Source organism: Mycobacteroides sp. H003, assembly GCF_001440135.1.
Taxonomy (GTDB): Bacteria; Actinomycetota; Actinomycetes; order Mycobacteriales; family Mycobacteriaceae; genus Mycobacterium; species Mycobacterium gwanakae.
The window spans coordinates 959,196-976,697 of sequence record NZ_LJYL01000034.1 but is presented as its reverse complement, the minus strand read 5'-3'; the positions used below and the strand labels follow the sequence as shown (position 1 = coordinate 976,697).

Sequence of the window (17,502 nt, the reverse complement as noted above, 5' to 3'; positions counted from 1 at the left end):
ATACCGAGGAGGAGGAGCTATGCGGACGATTTGTTCGGTAGTCGCAGGGGTTGGTGTGGCGGCGGTGCTGGTTTCGGTGTTCGCCGCACCCGCTGCTTCGGCGGTGCCGGGGGAGGGCCCGGTTGCCGTTCAGTGTCAGGTCTATGCCAACAACAATTTCGGCCCACCTGGTTTTGGCCCGGGAAGCATGCCGGGTATGGGTTTCGGCATGAAGCAGTGGGCTGGCTCTGTGATCGGTCACGGAAGTAACGAGCCTGAAGCTCGGCAGGATGCGGAGCGTCAGATGTGGGGCCCGTACGGCATGGCGCCCGAGCTCCGTGACTGTGTGCCTGCGGCATAACGAGCGAAGCAACGATCACGGGGCTAAAGGCCGAGTAGGCAACCTCTTATAGAGGGCTAGATACTGCGGGCCTTGAACTGAGGTTCGGTCTTGTCGATGCCGGCTTTGCGTGCGATGGCGAAGTTGGGTCCCCGCATGAGCCGCAGTTGTAGGCGTCGCTCCAGGCCAAACGCGCGGCGCGGGACCATGGACCATGCCTTGTCGAACAAGGTCTTGGTGGCTGCCACCGAATCGGGGGAGCGCGACAGGATCTGGTCGATGAGTTCGGCGGCGTCGGCCTCGGGGTCGGCGCTCACCTGGGTCACCAGTCCGATTTCCTTGGCGTAGAAGCCGTCGAACATCTCACCGGTCATGGTGAGCCGTTTGGCGGTGTCGATTCCGATCAATTGACTCAGCGTGACGCTTCCGGACATATCGGGGATCAGGCCCCACTTGGCTTCCAGGATCGAGAACTCCGCATCGGGTGTGGTGAACCGGAAGTCGGCGGCCAGGGCCAACTGAAGCCCGCCGCCGTAGCAACGGCCGTGGATGACGGCGATCACCGGGATGCGCAACCGGCGCCAGGCCCAGCACGCCTCCTGAAAACCATTGGTACCCAGCCAGGGGAGCGGAATGAAGTTCGCGACCACGCGCGCCGGGTCCTTGCCTGCGGCCGCGAAATCCAGCCCGGTAGAAAAGGCGTCCCCCTCACCGGACAACACCACCACACGGATCGAGGTATCTGAGGCAATATGGCGGGCGGCGGCAGTCAGCCCGTTGAGCATGTCGAGGGTGAGTCCGTTGAGCTTCTCGGGCCGGGACAAGGTGACGCGGGCTACCTCGCCGTCGACGCGTAGGGTCACATGTGACGTCATGAAGCAAGACTAGAGGTGACATCCAGTTATGACGAGCGATACCACTTTGGACGCGGCGACGCTGCGCGAGGCATTCGGGCACTTCCCGACCGGCGTGGTTGCCATTGCCGCCGAGATCGGTGGAACGCGAACCGGATTGGCCGCCAGCACGTTTGTGCCGGTGTCCCTGGATCCGCCGCTCGTGGCGTTCTGCGTTCAGAACTCTTCGACGACGTGGCCCAACCTGCGGGTGGCCCCACGTCTGGGTATCAGTGTGCTGGGTGAGGCGCATGACGATGCTGCCCGCACCCTTGCCGCCAAGACCGGCGATCGGTTCGCGGGCCTGGACACCTCGACCACCGAGAGCGGTGCCGTGTTCATCGGCGGCACCACCGCCTGGATCGAGACCTCTATCCAGTCCGAGGTGCCTGCCGGTGACCACGCGATCGTCATCCTCAACATCCACGGATTGACCGTGCACTCCGCAGTGGCTCCGATCGTGTTCCACCGCAGTAAGTTCCGCAAGCTGATTGGCTAGACGGGCGTCGGGTAGGGACTGCTCCGGTTGGTTCGGGCCCAGTCACGTTCGGCGTCGGAGTTCATCGGCGGCGGCACCAGCCCGTTGATCATCCAAAGCTCCTCGCTGGTCTCGTCGATGTGAAACTCCCAGTGCAGATCCGCCCGGTCCAGATGCGGTGCCAGGACGCGGCCGAGGTGCCGGGTGATGCGCTCGCGCCCGGCTTTGTCGGGCAGCGTCCGTGCGATGTGATCCACGACGATCCGTACCGCGTGCGGGGTGGGTTCTCCGCCGATGTAGAAGTCGGACGGTGTGATCTCCTTGAACACCGTGACCACGTAGAACCGCGGAAGCCCGACAGTGACGTAGACCTCGGTGATGCTCGTGGCCAGATCGGCCTTTTCCTTGTCGGAAAACATGTTTGGTGTGTGGTAGATGGTCCAGAGGGGCATGTCGATCTTCTCCTGGTGGATGCGAGGTCAGTGGCCGGGACGGTAGGCGAGATTCTCGACAGGGCCCGATAGCTGCGACTTCACCTGCGCGGTGAGCTCGTCGGTCAACACCTCGTTATCGCCCTTCTCCAGTGCATCGATGATGCGTGCCGCGATCACGCCGGGCGGTGTCTTCGGAACGTCGAGGGCGGACACCATGTCGGTGTCGATGAATCCCGCGTGTACGCCCAGCACGTGTGTGTGCTGTGGTTCCAGCTCCAGGCGCAGGGTGTTGGTCACCGACCAGATGGCCGCCTTCGACGCACCGTAGGCGCCGGCTCCGCCCAGCCAGGAGAGCACCGAGTGGATGTTGACGATCGCTCCGCCGCCGTTGGCCTTGAGGATCGGCGCGAATGCCCGGATGACCCGCAGCGGGCCGAAGACGTTGGTCTGGAACGTCGCGTCCACCCGATCAAGGTCGCCGGTGAGCAGCGAATCGGGATGCAGCACACCGGCGTTGTTGACCACGATCTCGACGTCGGTGAGCTCACGGGCTAGCGCTCGCACCGATGACTCGGAGGCCACCTCGAGCTGTTGGGGAATCACCTGCGCGCGCGGGTCCTCGAAGGGTTGGCGGGCGGTGCTGTAGACCTTGCGCGCTCCGCGGCTCAGTACCTCGTCGACGATGGCTGCGCCCAGTCCGCGGCGCCCTCCGGTGACCAGTACGACCTTGTTCTCGACCATCCCTATCTCCTAACTAACGATTGCGTTAGTTAGGACGCTAGCGGGACTAGCTGAATAACGCAAGCGTTAGTTACAATGGCCCGGTGACCATGGAGTTCGAGCGGCTGCTGCAGGACCGCTCCCGCTGGAACACCGATGCGTGTTCGATCGGGAAGGCCCTGGACTTGCTGGGCACCAAGACCGCATTCCTGATCGTCCGCGAATGCTTTTACGGCTCAACCCGATTCGACGAGTTTTCCGAGCGCATCGGGGTATCTGCCCCGGCGGTGTCGCGTGCACTCAAGCAGTTGGAGGCGGCGGGCGTCATCGAGAAGGTGCCTTATCGGGAGCCCGGTCAGCGGGAGCGGGACGGGTACGTGCTGACCCGGATGGGCCAGGATCTGCTTCCGGTACTGCTGTCCCTGCTCAAGTGGGGGGACGAGTACCTGCAGGATGGGCACAAGCCGCTGGAATTGATCGACAAAAAGACCGGGCGGGAAATTGATGTTCAGGTGACATCGCGCCCGGGTCAGCAGCTGAGTGCCGAAGGCATCGAGGTCAGGTGGGCGGGGCGTTAGACCGCTAGGGCAGGTGTCCTTCCAGTGCGTCCAGGTGCCCGCTCCAGAAGTGCCGGTATGGGTCGATCCACTGGTCGATCTGGACCAGGCGATCGGCACGCAGCGCGTAGATCCGGCGTTGTGCATCCGGCCGGGCATCGACTAGGCCGGCCTCGCGCAGCACGCGAAGATGCCGCGAGACGGTGGGCTGTGTCAGGCCGGGCAGTGTCGCGACGAGTTCTCCGGCGGTCCATTCCCCGCCGGCCAGCGCGTCGAGCAGAATCCGGCGACTTGGCTCCGCAACCGCTTCGAAAACGTCCATGCTTCGAGTATTGCACTCGATCTATATAGACGCAATGCTATATAAAGAATCGTCACCAGCACGTCCCGGCCGCTGATACGGCCTACGGACGTTTGGCGAGTTCCTCTTGGTACCCGCGGATGCGATCACGGAGTTCGCGCGCGTCATCGGCGCGATCTTCGCGATCGGCGAGATCGGCGCGCAGCGAAAGCTCCTTGATGGCAGTGCGGATATCCGCGACGCTCACAGTGTCACCCATATTCCGATGCTGCCCGTATTGCCCGAATTGGGCATTGGCAACCAGTCACAAAGTCCCGCGCAACAACTTGGAGATCAGCGGCGCCCGATGATCGCGCGGAGCTTACCGATCTGCCACTTAGCCACCGGACGCACGAGTGGTGCGGCCAGGCGCAGCGGGAGCCAGCCCACCCATTTAGGGGTGCCGCCCACATGCCAGGTGAGCCGGGTGCCGCCGGTGCCGTTATCTGCCACTTCGAAGATCTCCGCAGCCGAATCCAGAACCAGCGGAACAGAACATGCGGTGATGGTGACACCCAGTGTGCGGTTGGGTTCATTGACGACGATCTGTTCGGCCAACACCCCGAAGGTATTGACGAATGCGCGCTTGGTGCCCACCTCTCGCAATGCCGTACCGGCGTAGTCCACACCCTTGGAGAACGGGACCCAGCTCATGAACCGCTCGTCGAGCAGGGCCTTGAACACGCGATCGGGAGGGTAGAAGAAGTCGCGCTGGACCGAGAGTGCGAAGGAGGCGTTGGAAGCCAGATACTCATGCAGCTGATCGGCGGCTACGGGGGTGAGATTGAACCGAGCGGCCGAGATGCCGCCCGCAGCAAGAATTGCCAGCAGGATCAAGCCCGCGACGGCACCTACGGCTGCCAGGCAGACAACCGCGATGACGATGACGAGCCAGGTTTCCATGCGCTTCTCCTGTGCAAGACCCGGCTAGCGGCGGAACAGCTTGTTGCCCAACCAGACAATCGGGTCGTACTTGCGATCGGCGATCCGCTCCTTCATAGGGATCAGCGCGTTATCGGTGATGTGGATGCCTTCGGGGCATACCTCGGTGCAGCACTTGGTGATGTTGCAGTAGCCCAGGCCCAGTTCCTCCTGAGCCACCTCGCGCCGATCGGCAACATCGAGTGGGTGCATCTCCAGCTCGGCCACCCGCATCAGATAGCGCGGTCCGGCGAAAGCCTTCTTGTTCTCCTCATGGTCGCGCACCGCGTGGCAGGTGTTCTGGCAGAGGAAGCATTCGATGCACTTGCGGAACTCCTGTGACCGCTCTACATCTTCCTGCTGCATCCGGTACTCGCCGGGTTTCAAGCCCTTCGGTGGGGTGAATGATTGGACTTCTCTGGCCTTTTGGTAGTTGAACGACACGTCGGTAACCAGGTCGCGAATCACCGGGAAGGCGCGCAGTGGCGTCACGGTGATGGTCTCGGATTCATCGAATGTCGACATCCGGGTCATGCACATGAGCCGCGGACGGCCATTGATCTCGGCCGAGCAGGAGCCGCATTTTCCGGCCTTGCAGTTCCAGCGCACCGCCAGGTCCGAGGCCTGAGTGGCCTGGATGCGGTGGATGATGTCGAGCACGACCTCGCCCTCGCTCACCGGAACGGTGTAGTCGATGAGCTCACCGCCGTCGTCATCGCCTCGCCAGACCTGGAGGTGCGCGTCATAGCTCACGTCAGGACTTCCTTCCTGGGTGCTCTGCCAGTTCTTCGGGCGTGAAGTATTTCTCCAGCTCGCCGATCTCGAAAAGTTCCAAAAGATCTGGGCGTAAGGGGATCTGCGGCTCGGGCGTGACGAGTACATCGGGTACCGCCGGATCTCCGCCGGTGGTGCTGCAGACCAGCAGGGTCTTGCGCCAGGTGGCATCCATGTCCGGATGGTCATCGCGGGTGTGCCCGCCTCGGCTCTCGGTACGCAGCAGCGCCGCCTTGGCCACGCACTCACTGACCAGCAGCATGTTGCGCATGTCGATGGCCAGGTGCCAGCCCGGATTGAACTGTCGGTGCCCTTCCACCGCAACGTGTTTGAAGCGTTCCTTGAGCTCGTTCAGCTTGACCAGGGCCTGTTCGACTTCCTCTTCCTTGCGGATGATGCCGACCAGGTCGTTCATGGCCTGCTGCAAGTCGGTGTGCAGTGTGTACGGATTTTCGGCACCCTCGGCCGCCGGGTCGCCGAAGGGCGCCAGCGCCAGGGCGGCAGCCTTGTCGACGTCGGCCTCGGTGATCTGTGGGCGGGAGGTGAGTCCCTTGACGTAGTCGGCGGCTCCCAGACCGGCGCGCCGTCCGAACACCAGCAGGTCGGAAAGGGAGTTGCCGCCCAACCGGTTTGACCCGTGCATGCCGCCGGAGCATTCACCCGCCGCGAAGAGACCGGGCACCGTCGCGGCTCCACTGTCGGGATCGACCTCGATACCGCCCATCACGTAGTGACAGGTCGGACCGACTTCCATGTCGTCCTTGGTGATGTCCACCTCGGCGAGTTCCTTGAACTGGTGGTACATCGACGGTAGCCGCCGCTTGATTTCTTCGGTGGGGATGCGTGAAGCGATGTCCAGGTACACGCCGCCGTGCGGGGTGCCGCGGCCGGCCTTGACTTCGGAGTTGATGGCCCGGGCGACCTCGTCACGGGGCAGCAGGTCAGGGGTGCGCCGTGCCGAGTCGTTGTCCTTGAGCCACTGGTCGGCTTCTTCCTCGGTCTCGGCGTATTGACCCTTGAACACCGCGGGGATGTAGTCGAACATGAATCGCTTGCCCTCGGAGTTCTTGAGCACTCCGCCGTCGCCGCGCACGCCTTCGGTGACCAGGATGCCTTTCACCGAGGGAGGCCAGACCATGCCGGTCGGGTGAAACTGGATGAACTCCATGTTGATCAGCGTGCCGCCGGCGCGCAGTGCCAGGGCATGACCGTCACCGGTGTACTCCCAGGAATTCGATGACACCTTGAACGACTTGCCAATGCCGCCCGTAGCCAAAACCACTGCGGGGGCCTCGAAGAGGATGAATCGGCCCGATTCGCGCCAGTATCCGAACCCGCCGGCGATCCGGTCCCCGTCCAGGAGCAGGTCGGTGATGGTGCACTCGGCGAAGATCTTGATACGTGCCTCGTAATCACCGGTTTCGGCGAAGTCTTCCTGCTGTAGCGAAACGATCTTCTGCTGCATGGTGCGGATGATCTCCAGGCCGGTGCGATCGCCGACGTGCGCCAGCCGCGGATAGGTGTGGCCGCCGAAGTTGCGCTGGCTGATCCGGCCATCCTTGGTGCGATCGAACAACGCGCCATAGGTTTCCAGCTCCCAGACCCGGTCCGGGGCCTCCTTGGCGTGCAGCTCGGCCATCCGCCAGTTGTTCAGGAACTTGCCGCCGCGCATGGTGTCACCGAAGTGCACCTGCCAGCTGTCCTTGTCGTTGGCATTGCCCATCGAGGCGGCACAACCGCCTTCGGCCATCACGGTGTGTGCCTTGCCGAACAGGGATTTACAGACGACCGCGACCTTAAAGCCCTGTTCACGTGCCTCGATGACGGCGCGTAGTCCGGCGCCACCGGCACCGATCACGACTACGTCGTATTGGTGCCGTTCGAGTTCAGCCATTAATTAACCCCAGTTTGTTTGCGAGGATGAATATGAATGTGATTGTTAACCAACGAATCTCATGTCGGAGATGGTGCCGCTGGCCACCAGCATGACGTACAGGTCGGTGAGGATCAGCGTGCCCAGCGTGATCCAGGCGAACAGCATGTGCCTGGTGTTGAGCTTGCTGACCTGTGTCCATATCCAATACCGGACAGGGTGTTTGGAGAAGTGCTTGAGCCGCCCGCCGGTGACATGCCGGCAGGAGTGGCAGGAGAGCGTGTACACCCACAGCAGAACCACGTTGGTCACCAAGATCACGTTGCCCAAGCCGAATCCGAAACCGCCGGTCTTTTCCGAATGGAAGGCGACGATGGCGTCATAGGTGTTGACGAGCGAGATGATCGCCGCGGCGTAGAAGAAGTACCGGTGAATGTTCTGCATGATCAGCGGCAGCTTGGTCTCGCCGGAATACTTCGCGTGCGGCTCGGCCACCGCGCAGGCGGTCGGCGACTGCCAGACCGAGCGGTAGTAGGCCTTGCGGTAGTAATAGCAGGTCAGCCGGAAGGCGAGCAGGAACGGCAGCGAGATGAAGGCCATGGGAATGAACCACGGCAGATCACCCACCCAATGCCCGAAATGGCTGGCCCCGGGCGCGCAGGCAGTGCTGACGCATGGTGAATAGAACGGCGTCAGATAGTGATACTGCGGCACCCAGTACGCGCTGCCCCAGAAAGCGCGCACAGTGGCGTAGATGACGAATGTCGCCAGCCCGAGGTTGGTGAGTAATGGTGCGAGCCACCACTTGTCAGTGCGTAGCGTGCGCTGCTGAATCTGGGCACGCGAAGGCGAGAAGACCCCGGTGGCTTGACTCATCTGTAGCCACCAACTCCTTCGTCGTCGATATCGCCCCAGAACTCCCGGTCGTACTCGGTGTCGGGGATTTGGATCTTCTCGTTGCTCGCGAGCCGGTGCTCATGAGGCGAGAGATCCAGATCGGCGGCGTCGATATCCAGCCGCTCTACGTCATTGACGATGCGGCGCACGGCCGGCAGGTCGCCATAACGAGACTGCAGAGAGTGGACACAGCGGCGCAGGCTGCCAAGTGCTTGGTTGAGCTCGGTGAGCTCCGTCTTCGTCGACATCGGACTCCTTGGGCTGAAGGTGTCGTGGATCACAGGCTACGACAACCATCTTGCCAGGACAGCCGAACGGAAAGTGACACAAGTCACTGATGTCGTCAGTTAATTCAAGATCACCGAGCAGTTTCGGCGATTGCTGTGCCGAGCTGCTCGGTGGTGTCGCTACCTCCGAGATCGGGCGTGCGAACGCGACCTTCTTCCAGTACCTGGTCGACGGCGAGGCGAATCTTGTTGGCCGCGTCAGGCTCGTTCAGATGGTCCAGAAGCATGGCGCCGGCCAGTATCTGTGCGATGGGGTTGGCGATGCCCTGGCCGGCTATGTCGGGTGCCGAACCGTGCACCGATTCGAACATGGAGATGGCGGTTCGTTCCGGGTTGATGTTTCCGGATGCCGCCAGTCCCAGGCCTCCGGTAACCGCCGCCGCCAAGTCGGAGAGGATGTCGCCGAAGAGGTTGGAGGCAACGATGACGTCCAGGCTGCCGGGATCACTGATCATCCGGGCGGCAAGAGCGTCGACGTGCATCGACACGGAGGGAACCTGTGGGTATTCGGCCGCCACCATGTTGAAGATGCTGTCCCAGTAAGGCATTGAATGAATGATGCCGTTCGATTTCGTGGCCGAGCAGACGCGGAATCCGGCAGACGCGGCCAGCTCGAATGCGTACCGGATGATGCGCTCGCACCCGATGCGCGTGAAAACCGATTCCTGAAGCGCGAATTCGTTCTGATTGCCGCGGTTGTGAATGCCGCCGATCGGCGAGTATTCGCCCTCGGTGTTCTCGCGCACGATGACCATCGAGAGGGCATCGGCAGATACCCCGGCCAGAGGCGAGGCGATACCGGGCAGCAGACGTACGGGTCGCAGGTTCACGTACTGGTTGAAGGCGCGCCGCAGCGGGATGAGCAGTCCCCATAGCGAGACGTCATCGGGCACGCCCGGATACCCCACCGCGCCAAGCAGAATAGCGTCGAATCCGGCCAGCGTCGCGGGTGCGTCGGCGGGCATCATGGCGCCGGTGTTGGCGTATCTCTGGCAGGAATAGTCGAATTCGGTCCATTCGATGCGGCCGCCGGTGGCGGCGTCCATCACCTTGACGGCCTCCCTGGTCACGTCGACGCCGATCCCGTCACCCGGAATGGTCGCCACATTCATCCGGGCGTTCATACGGCCGCGCCGATGTACTTGGTCTCCAGGAACTCCTCGATTCCCGCGAAGCCCCCTTCCCGTCCGATCCCGGATTGTTTGACGCCGCCGAAGGGGGCGGCGGGGGTGGACACGACGGGCCGGTTCAGCCCCACCATGCCGGTCTCCAATTGCTCGGAAACCCGCCATCCGCGTCGGGCATCATTGGTGTACAGGTATGCCACCAAACCGAATTCGGAGTCATTGGCGCGGGCGATCACTTCCTCCTCGGTGTCGAAGCTCGCTATGGCGGCCACTGGGGCAAAGATTTCGGTCCGCATCATGTCGCTGTCATCGGGCACGTCGGTCAGCAGGGATGGAGGGTAGAAGTATCCGGCACCGTCAGGAATCTCGCCGCCCAATCGCACTGTGGCACCGCGCTTCCGGGCGTCCGTGACCAGCCGGTCGGCCTTGGCCACCGCGTCTGGGTCGATCAGCGGGCCGACATCGACACCGGGTTGGGTGCCGCGTCCCATATGCAGCGCGCCGAGCTTTGCGGTGAGCGCCTCGGTGAACGCTCCGGCGACACCGCGCTGCACGTAAATCCTATTGGCAGCGGTGCAGGCCTGGCCGATGTTGCGCATCTTGGCGATCAGCGCGCCGGCGGCGGCCTCTTCGGGGTCGGCGTCGTCGAACACGATGAACGGTGCGTTTCCGCCCAATTCCATCGAGGTGCGTTTGACGGTAGGTGCGCACTGCGTGAGCAGGTAGCGGCCCACCTCGGTGGATCCGGTGAAGGAGAGCTTGCGCACTCGGGGGTCGGCAAGCAGGGGTGCCATGGTCGGTCCGGGGTCGGCGGTGGTGATCACCGATACCACCCCGTCGGGAACTCCGGCTTCGCGCAGGATGCCGAGTAGGGCGAGCATCGACAGTGGCGTCTGTTCGGCCGGTTTGACCAGACAGGTGCAGCCCGCGGCCAATGCGGGGCCGATCTTTCGGGTGCCCATGGCCAGCGGGAAGTTCCACGGCGTGATCAGCAGGCAGGGGCCCACCGGGCGGTGGGTCACGATCAACCGTGATCCGCCGTCGGGTGCCAGCATCACGCCTCCGTCCTGGCGTACCGCTTCGCCGGCAAACCAACGGAAAAACTCTGCCGCGTAGGTGACCTCGCCGCGTGACTCGGTGAGGGGCTTGCCCATCTCCAGGGTCATGAGCAGGGCCAGGTCTTCGGTGCTCTCGATCATCAGTGTGTAGGCACGCATCAGTATGTCGGCGCGCTGCTGCGGCGAGGTCGAGGCCCAGGAGCGTTGGACGGCAACCGTATTACTCAACGCGGTGAGTGCGGCGCGGCCGTCCATGTTGGCGACATCGGCCAGCACCTCTTCGGTCGAGGGGTCCACGACGGGGAAGGTAGGACCGTGGCGGAGCTGCTGGGAGAGCGCGGCGGCGACCACCGCGCTTTCGGTGGACAGGGGGGTAGACACTGCGCCTGGGTGCATGCCACCATGCTAGGGAGATTGTCAACAATCGACAATAGTTCTGAGTATGTCAGTGGAAGGGATGCCGTGACTGCGTTATCGCCCGTGCTCAAGCAGGCCACCTCGGTGGTGGCGGTGCGAGGCCAGGGTTGCTATCTGTATGACGAAAGTGACCATGAATACCTGGATTTCACTGCGGGTATCGGTGTCGTGAGTACGGGTCACTGCCATCCTCGTGTGGTCGAGGCCGCGCAACGGCAGGTGGCCACGCTCATTCACGGGCAGTACACCACGGTGATGCATCGACCATTGCAAAACCTGGTGCGCCGTCTTGGTGATGTGTTGCCTGCGGATCTGGATTCGTTGTTCTTCGCCAACTCGGGCAGCGAGGCCATCGAGGCCTCCGTGCGGTTGGCGCGGCAGGCCACCGGCCGCCCGAACATCGTTGTGTTCCAAGGTGGATTTCACGGACGTACCCTGGCCGCGGCCACCATGACCACCTCGGGGCCACGATTCTCATCGGGAATCGGCCCCTTGATGGCCGGCGTGTACACGGCTCCTTTCCCGACGGCGTATCGGTATGGCTGGAGCGAGACCGAGGCCACCCGGTTCGCGCTGCAAGAGCTGGACTACCTGTTCGCCACCGCGACGGCACCCAATCAGGTGGCAGCGCTGGTCATCGAACCGGTGTTGGGCGAGGGCGGTTACATCCCCGCCAACACCGAGTTCCTCAACGGCGTCGCCGAACGCGCTCGCCAGCACGGCATCCTACTGGTGGTTGACGAGGTGCAGACCGGATTCGGCCGCACCGGAGAGTATTTCGGCCATCAGCATTTTGGCGTGACGCCAGACATTCTGGTGATGGCCAAGGGAATCGCCAGCGGGTTCCCCATCTCGGGTATCGCGGCCTCTGCCGAGCTGATGGGGCGTGCCTGGCCCGGTTCGCAGGGCGGCACCTATGGCGCCAATGCCGTTGCCTGTGCGGCTGCGCTGGCCACCCTCGACGTGCTCGACGAGGAACGGCTCGTCGAGAACGCTCGGGCGCGTGGCCGGGAGCTTCTCGGCGGTGCGCGAAAGATCGCTGCCGAGAGAGGGATTGACGGTGATGTGCGCGGTCTGGGGTTGATGGTAGGTGTGGAGTTCAGTGCGGACGGCAGGCCTGCGGCCCAGCTCGCCGCCCGGGCCCAGGCATTGGCGGCCGAGAAGGGGCTGCTCCTGCTGATGTGCGGTCCACATATGAATGTGGTGCGGATGATTCCACCCCTGGTAGTGACGGCCGATCAGATATCCGATGCCCTGGGCATCTGGAGCACCGTGTTGGCGGAGCTGTGATGGATCGCTACATATCCATCACGCTGACCAAGCGGGGCGTCACCTGCCGTGCCCGGCTGCTCGACGCTGAGGCACCGAGAACCTGTGAAACGGTATGGAACTCACTGCCGGTCGTAGGTCAGGCATACCACGCAAAGTATGCGCGCAACGAGGTGTACACCCTGCTGCCGCCGTTACTGCCGGCGCCCGGCCGGGAGAATCCAACCATCACCCCGATCCCCGGGGATGTGTGCTTCTTTGGGTTCGAGCCATGGGAGATCGGTAACCCCGCCTACGGGTACGAGCCGGGATCGGAAGCGCATTCGGCGCAGGGCGCCACCGATCTGGCGATCTTCTATGGCCGCAACAATCTGCTGATCAACGGGGACGCCGGATGGGTGCCCGGGAATGTGTTCGCGACCATCGAAGAGGGTCTGGCCGATATCGCGGCCGCCTGCCAGGATCTGTGGCTCACCGGCGTTCAGGGCGAGCAGTTGGCCTTCGCGCGGGCTTAGTTGGGGCCTAACCCGCGAGCACCCGCTCGGCGAAATGGCCGACCGCCAGCACCAGGTCGTCGCTGTGCCGCGGGCCGATGATCTGCATGCCGACCGGCAGCCCCGTTGAGGTGCGGCCCACCGGAATCGACAGGGCCGGCTGCTGAGTCATGTTGAACGGGTAAGTGAATGGTGTCCACTGTGCCCACCAGCGCATCCCTGAGTTCGGCGGGACGTCGGCGCCCAACGGGAACGCGGGGATCGGCACGGTCGGGGTGATGAGCACATTGTGGATCTCGTGGAAAGCACCCATGATGGCGCCCAGTTCTACACAGGCGTTGCGTGCTCCCAGATACTCGGTGGCGGAGGCCTCAAGGCCGATGTCCCACATCTGGGCCAGCCCTGGATCTATCCCGTCGCGTACCTCGCTGAGGGTGCCATAGTTGTTGAGACTGGCGGCTGCCCCTGCAGCCCATAGGATTTCGAAGGCATCGATGGGGTCGGAGAATCCCGGATCTGCGTGGGTCACGGGCAACCCGGCCTCGTCAAGGGCGTTCACCGCGTTTTCGACCAGGTCGGCGACCTCGCGATCGACGTCGGCGTAGCCGAGCGTGGGTGAGTAGGCGATATCCAGGCCTGTCATATCCCGGTAGACCTGCGAGCGGTAGGTGGTGAGGGTGGGCGGCTGCGAGGTGGGATCGCGGTGGTCCGGCAGGCTGATGATGTCCATCAGTAGCGCGGCGTCTTCCACCGTGCGAGTTATCGGGCCACCGTGTGCCAGCGGCCCGAAGGGGCTGATCGGGTACATCGGGACCCGGCCGTGCGTGGGTTTGAAACCGACTACGCCGCAGAAGCTGGCGGGTATCCGGATGCTGCCCCCACCATCGGTGCCGATGGACATCGGGCCCATGCCGGCGGCCACCGCAGCCGCGCTGCCGCCGGAAGACCCGCCTGCCGTGCGGCGCGGGTCGGCCGGGTTATGGGTGATTCCGCGCTGACGGCTATCGGTAACCCCCTTCCAGGCCAGCTCGGGCGTGGTGGTCTTGCCGACCATGACCATGCCGTCGGCCCGGATGCGATGTACAGCGGGGCTATCTGCCTCCCATGGGCCAGCCGGATCGACCAGGCCCGAGCCCCGCAGGGTCGGCCAGTTCTGGGTCAGGAAGACGTCCTTGATGGAGATCGGCACCCCGTCGAGTAGTCCACGGGTGTAGTGACCGTGCCATCGCTCCTCGGATTGTGTGGCCGCTGCCAGAGCGGCTTCCTCGTCGACGAGGCAGTAAGCATTGATGGCGCTATCGGTTTGGGCGATTTTGGACAACACCGCGGCTGTCGCCTCCACCGGAGACAGTTCACCCGAGGTGTACGCGGCCACCAGCTCCAGAGCGGTCATCTCGGTGGGATCGGTGGGTTCATGCATTGCGGTGCATCCTGTCCTTGTCGACGATATTCAGAAGTTCCTCGCCACGCAGATAGCGGTCGAAGTTGGCGACAAACTGGTCCTGAAGACGGTCGGTCCATCCGTGTACATCGCCACTGTTATGCGGGGTGATGTACGTATTCGGTGTGCGCCACAGAGGATGTCCCGCCGGCAGCGGTTCGGGATCGGTGACGTCCAACGCGGCCCCGGCAATGGCTCCCTGGTTCAGTGCGGACACCAGATCCCACGTGCCCACCAGTTCGCCGCGGCCCACATTGATCAGCCGGGCTGTCGTTGGCATCGCCGAGAGCACGCGTGCATTGACAATTCCGTGCGTGCACGCGGTAAGCGGAGCCGCGAGCACCAGATACTCGACATCGGCTACATGGGAAGACAATTCGGCGGATTCGGTTCTGCCGAGCACGGTAACCCGCATGCCCACCGCGGCCAAGAGGGCGGCGATGGCCTGGCCGATCGGTCCGGTACCGAGTACTGCTACGGGCACACCTTCGATGGATTCTGATTCGAAATGGCGCCAGCTCAGCGCGGCCTGGGCACGCGTGGAACGGCGAATGTCCTTGGCGAAAGCCAGGATCTGTGCCAGCACGTACTCGGCGATGGGGCGCTCGAACAGACCGCGGGAATTGGTCAGTATTACGTCACTCTCGACGAGTTCATCGAACAGCACCGGATCGGCACCCGTGGCCGCGATCTGCACCCAGCGTAATGAGTCTGCGGCGGACCATGTTTCGCGCAGCGCCGAGGAACGAAAGTCGTAGACGAAGAGGATCTCGGCTCCGGGCAGCGCCGTGGCGAGTTGGTCCGATTCCACCAGTCGTAGCTCAGCGGACGCGGCCATGGTGTCGAGTCGGTCCGGTATCGAATTAGGTGAGTGCTGCACGGCCACCACTGGTCTTCGCGCAAGCTGCTCATCCGCGAGAATCGGGCGCGCGCTCACGTTGACACGGTATGGAGATATCGTATGATTGTCAACAATCTGAGTGATCGCTCGGAGCGCGGAGCGATGCTGCGAGTGTTAGGTCTTGCCGGTGGATTTCTCGTCTCTTCCCGATTTCTCGGAGTCGGCTGATCAGCGCGGCATCGGCATCATTGCGCCTTTCGACCTTGCACTGGAGCGTGAGCTGTGGCGTTGGGTTCCGGCCGAGGTATCGCTGCATCTGGCCCGTACCCCGTATGAGCCGGTACCGGTGAGCAGGGCCATGGCCGAGTTGGTTTCCAATACCGCTCATCTGCAGGCGGCCACCCGCGATGTCCTGCACGTCGAGCCGGAAGTCGTTGCATACCTGTGCACTTCGGGCAGTTTCATTCGCGGTGTCGAACACGAGCGGTCGCTGGTCGAGGCCATCATGGCGACCGGCGCCAAGTCTGCCGTCACTACCTCAGGAGCGCTGGCGGAGGCCGTGACCGCCCTGGGTATCGGCCGGATCAGCGTCATCACTCCCTACGACGCCGAGCTGACCGAGCTGCTCGCCAAGTTCCTGGGGGAGTTGGGTGTAACGGTGGTGCGGACAGATCATCTGGGCCTGGGCGGGGGCATCTGGAAGGTCAACTACCGCACCGTCGCCGAGCGAATTCTCGCTGCCGACACCGATGATGCCGAAGCGATTTTCGTCAGCTGTACCAATCTGCGCACTTATGACGTGATCGAGCCGTTGGAACGGCTGCTCGGCAAGCCGGTGTTGACGGCCAACCAACTGACCATCTGGGCCTGTCTGGACCGGATGAGTCTTCCCATGATGGGGCCCGGTAAGTGGCTTCGCGATGTCTTCGGAGGAGGTTCGAGTGAGTAATACGCGTCCGACGGTGGGATTTATCTACCCGGATCACGCGGCCGAGTCGGACTACCCACTGGTGGCGCGCCAGTTGGACATGAACTTCCCCGTCGTGCACATCTACGGCACCGACCTGCATGCCGTGCCCGAACTGCTCGATCTGGGCAGTCCGGAGAAACTCGCCGAGGGTGCTCGACTGCTGCGCCCTCATGAACCGGGTGCTGTGGTGTGGGCGTGCACCTCGGGCAGCTTTGTCTACGGTCCGCAGGGCGCGGCGCATCAAGTGGCGCTCCTGTCCGAGTCCAGCGGTACGCCTGCGTCGAGCACGTCCTTCGCCTTCGTCAACGCGGCCGTAGCGCTCGGGATTTCGAAAGTGGCGGTGGCTGCGAGCTATCCGCGCGATATCGCCGAGCTGTTCGTCGCATTTCTGGCCGCGCACGACATTGAGGTCGTGTCGATGGGCGAGGCGGGCATCGACACGGCGGCAGAGGTGGGCCGGCTTACCGCGAGCCAGGTGGACGAGCTGGCGGATGCGCACGACCACCCAGGCGCCGAGGCGCTGTTGATTCCCGACACCGCCATGCACACCGTCGCGCACGTCGAGCGGCTCGAATCTCGGCTGGACAAAGTGGTATTGACCGCGAACCAGGTCACGGTGTGGGAAGGTTTGCGATTAATCAAAGAGGTGCCCGATTTTCCGGGTTTGGGGCGGCTTTTCAGGAGACGACATGACGACGCTGGTACCTGAGGAGTTCGCGCCCCTGGAACGGCAATCCACCGCGGAACTGATCGCCGAGCGGTTGCGCATCGCGATCATGCGCGGTGTGCTGGCGCCCGGCGCCCAGTTGGGGGAGGCGTCATTGGCCGCGCAGTTCGCGGTCTCCCGTGGACCACTGCGCGAAGCCATGCAGCGCCTCGTATCGGAGGGTCTGCTGCGCAGTGAGCGCAATCGCGGCATCTTCGTCATCGAGCTGACCGATGAAGACGTCCACGATGTCTACCGGTCGCGGGCCGCCATCGAACGAGCGGCGTTGGAATGCATCATGTCCGGCGACACCGTCACCGCCTACCGGCGGCTGCTCGTGCCCGTGGCGGTGATGACGGAGGCCGCCGTTCGCGGCGATATCGTCGCGGTGACCGACGCCGATCAGGACTTTCACGAGGTGCTGGTGGACTCCTCGGGAAGCCCCCGGCTGCGCCGCGCCATGCGCACCCTGCTGCTGGAGACCCGGATGCTGTTGGGGGAACTGCAGGGCGCCTACCCGGACCTGACGGATCAGGTCCGTGAGCATGAGGTCCTGTGCGCGGCGATCGGCGCCGGTGATGCGCCTGCTGCGTATCGATTGATCGAGGAGCATATGCACGATGCGGTCGCGCGCCTTATGGCACGGCGCGGCTCCGCGGGCGCACCGGTGGAGTAAATCGGCGCGG

The 17,502-nt window shown here is 63.6% G+C and carries 22 protein-coding genes; 8 read left to right on the top strand and 14 right to left on the bottom strand.

Annotated features, from left to right (window positions below; genetic code table 11):
* Positions 1–19: 19 nt before the first annotated feature.
* Positions 20–340 (top strand): hypothetical protein, encoded by a 321-nt coding sequence (locus AOT87_RS24825; RefSeq protein WP_057965465.1) that lies wholly within the window; start codon positions 20–22, stop codon positions 338–340.
* Positions 341–396: 56 nt separating this feature from the next.
* On the opposite strand, the gene AOT87_RS24820 is transcribed toward AOT87_RS24825, so the two are convergent.
* Positions 397–1,194 carry a crotonase/enoyl-CoA hydratase family protein gene (locus AOT87_RS24820; RefSeq protein WP_030097288.1) on the bottom strand — a complete coding sequence of 266 codons (798 nt, stop codon included), beginning with the start codon at positions 1,192–1,194 and terminating at the stop codon, positions 397–399.
* 28 nt (positions 1,195–1,222) lie between these two features.
* On the opposite strand from AOT87_RS24820, the gene AOT87_RS24815 reads away from it, so the two are divergent.
* Positions 1,223–1,711 (top strand): flavin reductase family protein, encoded by a 489-nt coding sequence (locus AOT87_RS24815; RefSeq protein WP_030097287.1) that lies wholly within the window; start codon positions 1,223–1,225, stop codon positions 1,709–1,711.
* On the opposite strand, the gene AOT87_RS24810 is transcribed toward AOT87_RS24815, so the two are convergent.
* Both AOT87_RS24810 and AOT87_RS24805 read right to left on the bottom strand, forming a co-directional pair.
* The gene (locus AOT87_RS24810) at positions 1,708–2,142 is read right to left on the bottom strand and encodes a tautomerase family protein (RefSeq protein ID WP_057968439.1); all 435 of its coding nucleotides are present in this window, start codon (positions 2,140–2,142) and stop codon (positions 1,708–1,710) included. The two genes, AOT87_RS24815 and AOT87_RS24810, sit on opposite strands and share 4 nt — an antisense overlap.
* Positions 2,143–2,169: 27 nt before the next feature.
* Positions 2,170–2,865, bottom strand: coding sequence for an SDR family oxidoreductase (locus AOT87_RS24805; protein WP_057968440.1), 696 nt, complete (start codon positions 2,863–2,865; stop codon positions 2,170–2,172).
* Positions 2,866–2,954: 89 nt separating this feature from the next.
* On the opposite strand from AOT87_RS24805, the gene AOT87_RS24800 reads away from it, so the two are divergent.
* On the top strand, positions 2,955–3,422 hold the full coding sequence (locus AOT87_RS24800; RefSeq protein WP_057968455.1) for a helix-turn-helix domain-containing protein: 468 nt from the start codon (positions 2,955–2,957) through the stop codon (positions 3,420–3,422).
* Between the two features lie 4 nt (positions 3,423–3,426).
* Here AOT87_RS24800 and AOT87_RS24795 read toward each other — a convergent pair whose 3' ends face one another.
* The 9 genes from AOT87_RS24795 to AOT87_RS24760 all read right to left on the bottom strand — a co-directional run bounded on the left by AOT87_RS24795 (position 3,427) and on the right by AOT87_RS24760 (position 11,029).
* The gene (locus AOT87_RS24795) at positions 3,427–3,723 is read right to left on the bottom strand and encodes a metalloregulator ArsR/SmtB family transcription factor (RefSeq protein ID WP_057968441.1); all 297 of its coding nucleotides are present in this window, start codon (positions 3,721–3,723) and stop codon (positions 3,427–3,429) included.
* Between the two features lie 82 nt (positions 3,724–3,805).
* A complete protein-coding gene (locus AOT87_RS28535) occupies positions 3,806–3,961 on the bottom strand; it encodes a hypothetical protein (protein WP_044105389.1) in 156 nt (51 codons plus the stop codon).
* A 74-nt stretch (positions 3,962–4,035) separates the two neighbouring features.
* The gene (locus AOT87_RS24790; protein ID WP_057968442.1) at positions 4,036–4,644 is read right to left on the bottom strand and encodes an SRPBCC family protein; all 609 of its coding nucleotides are present in this window, start codon (positions 4,642–4,644) and stop codon (positions 4,036–4,038) included.
* 24 nt (positions 4,645–4,668) lie between these two features.
* A complete protein-coding gene (locus AOT87_RS24785) occupies positions 4,669–5,415 on the bottom strand; it encodes a succinate dehydrogenase/fumarate reductase iron-sulfur subunit (RefSeq protein WP_030097281.1) in 747 nt (248 codons plus the stop codon).
* A gap of 1 nt (position 5,416) precedes the next feature.
* Positions 5,417–7,330 carry a fumarate reductase/succinate dehydrogenase flavoprotein subunit gene (locus tag AOT87_RS24780; RefSeq protein ID WP_030097280.1) on the bottom strand — a complete coding sequence of 638 codons (1,914 nt, stop codon included), beginning with the start codon at positions 7,328–7,330 and terminating at the stop codon, positions 5,417–5,419.
* Between the two features lie 45 nt (positions 7,331–7,375).
* The gene (locus AOT87_RS24775; RefSeq protein WP_057968443.1) at positions 7,376–8,185 is read right to left on the bottom strand and encodes a hypothetical protein; all 810 of its coding nucleotides are present in this window, start codon (positions 8,183–8,185) and stop codon (positions 7,376–7,378) included.
* Positions 8,182–8,454, bottom strand: coding sequence for a hypothetical protein (locus AOT87_RS24770; RefSeq protein WP_030097278.1), 273 nt, complete (start codon positions 8,452–8,454; stop codon positions 8,182–8,184). Before AOT87_RS24770 ends, AOT87_RS24775 begins: the two co-directional genes overlap by 4 nt.
* Before the next feature lie 110 nt (positions 8,455–8,564).
* A complete protein-coding gene (locus AOT87_RS24765) occupies positions 8,565–9,605 on the bottom strand; it encodes an isocitrate/isopropylmalate family dehydrogenase (RefSeq protein WP_346424252.1) in 1,041 nt (346 codons plus the stop codon).
* An 8-nt stretch (positions 9,606–9,613) separates the two neighbouring features.
* Positions 9,614–11,029, bottom strand: a complete 1,416-nt coding sequence (locus tag AOT87_RS24760) for an NAD-dependent succinate-semialdehyde dehydrogenase (protein WP_057968456.1) — start codon at positions 11,027–11,029, stop codon at positions 9,614–9,616.
* A gap of 150 nt (positions 11,030–11,179) precedes the next feature.
* On the opposite strand from AOT87_RS24760, the gene AOT87_RS24755 reads away from it, so the two are divergent.
* Positions 11,180–12,385: an aminotransferase class III-fold pyridoxal phosphate-dependent enzyme gene (locus AOT87_RS24755; RefSeq protein ID WP_109398624.1), complete on the top strand. Its 1,206-nt coding sequence runs from the start codon at positions 11,180–11,182 to the stop codon at positions 12,383–12,385.
* Entirely contained in the window at positions 12,385–12,879 is a 495-nt protein-coding gene (locus AOT87_RS24750) for a DUF3830 family protein (protein ID WP_030097274.1), read from the top strand. Before AOT87_RS24755 ends, AOT87_RS24750 begins: the two co-directional genes overlap by 1 nt.
* 7 nt (positions 12,880–12,886) lie before the next feature.
* Here the strand turns inward: AOT87_RS24750 and AOT87_RS24745 are convergent, their stop codons facing one another.
* Positions 12,887–14,278 (bottom strand): amidase, encoded by a 1,392-nt coding sequence (locus AOT87_RS24745; RefSeq protein ID WP_057968445.1) that lies wholly within the window; start codon positions 14,276–14,278, stop codon positions 12,887–12,889.
* Positions 14,271–15,137, bottom strand: a complete 867-nt coding sequence (locus AOT87_RS24740) for a D-2-hydroxyacid dehydrogenase (protein ID WP_234797234.1) — start codon at positions 15,135–15,137, stop codon at positions 14,271–14,273. The genes AOT87_RS24745 and AOT87_RS24740 overlap by 8 nt, the downstream gene beginning before the upstream one ends.
* A 190-nt stretch (positions 15,138–15,327) precedes the next feature.
* Between AOT87_RS24740 and AOT87_RS24735 the strand changes: the two genes are divergently transcribed.
* The 3 genes from AOT87_RS24735 to AOT87_RS24725 are packed head-to-tail and all read left to right on the top strand — an operon-like array spanning position 15,328 to position 17,492.
* Positions 15,328–16,089 carry an Asp/Glu/hydantoin racemase gene (locus tag AOT87_RS24735; protein WP_030097271.1) on the top strand — a complete coding sequence of 254 codons (762 nt, stop codon included), beginning with the start codon at positions 15,328–15,330 and terminating at the stop codon, positions 16,087–16,089.
* Entirely contained in the window at positions 16,082–16,819 is a 738-nt protein-coding gene (locus AOT87_RS24730; protein WP_078322941.1) for a maleate cis-trans isomerase, read from the top strand. The genes AOT87_RS24735 and AOT87_RS24730 overlap by 8 nt, the downstream gene beginning before the upstream one ends.
* Positions 16,800–17,492: a GntR family transcriptional regulator gene (locus AOT87_RS24725; protein ID WP_057968447.1), complete on the top strand. Its 693-nt coding sequence runs from the start codon at positions 16,800–16,802 to the stop codon at positions 17,490–17,492. The genes AOT87_RS24730 and AOT87_RS24725 overlap by 20 nt, the downstream gene beginning before the upstream one ends.
* Positions 17,493–17,502 lie beyond the last annotated feature (10 nt).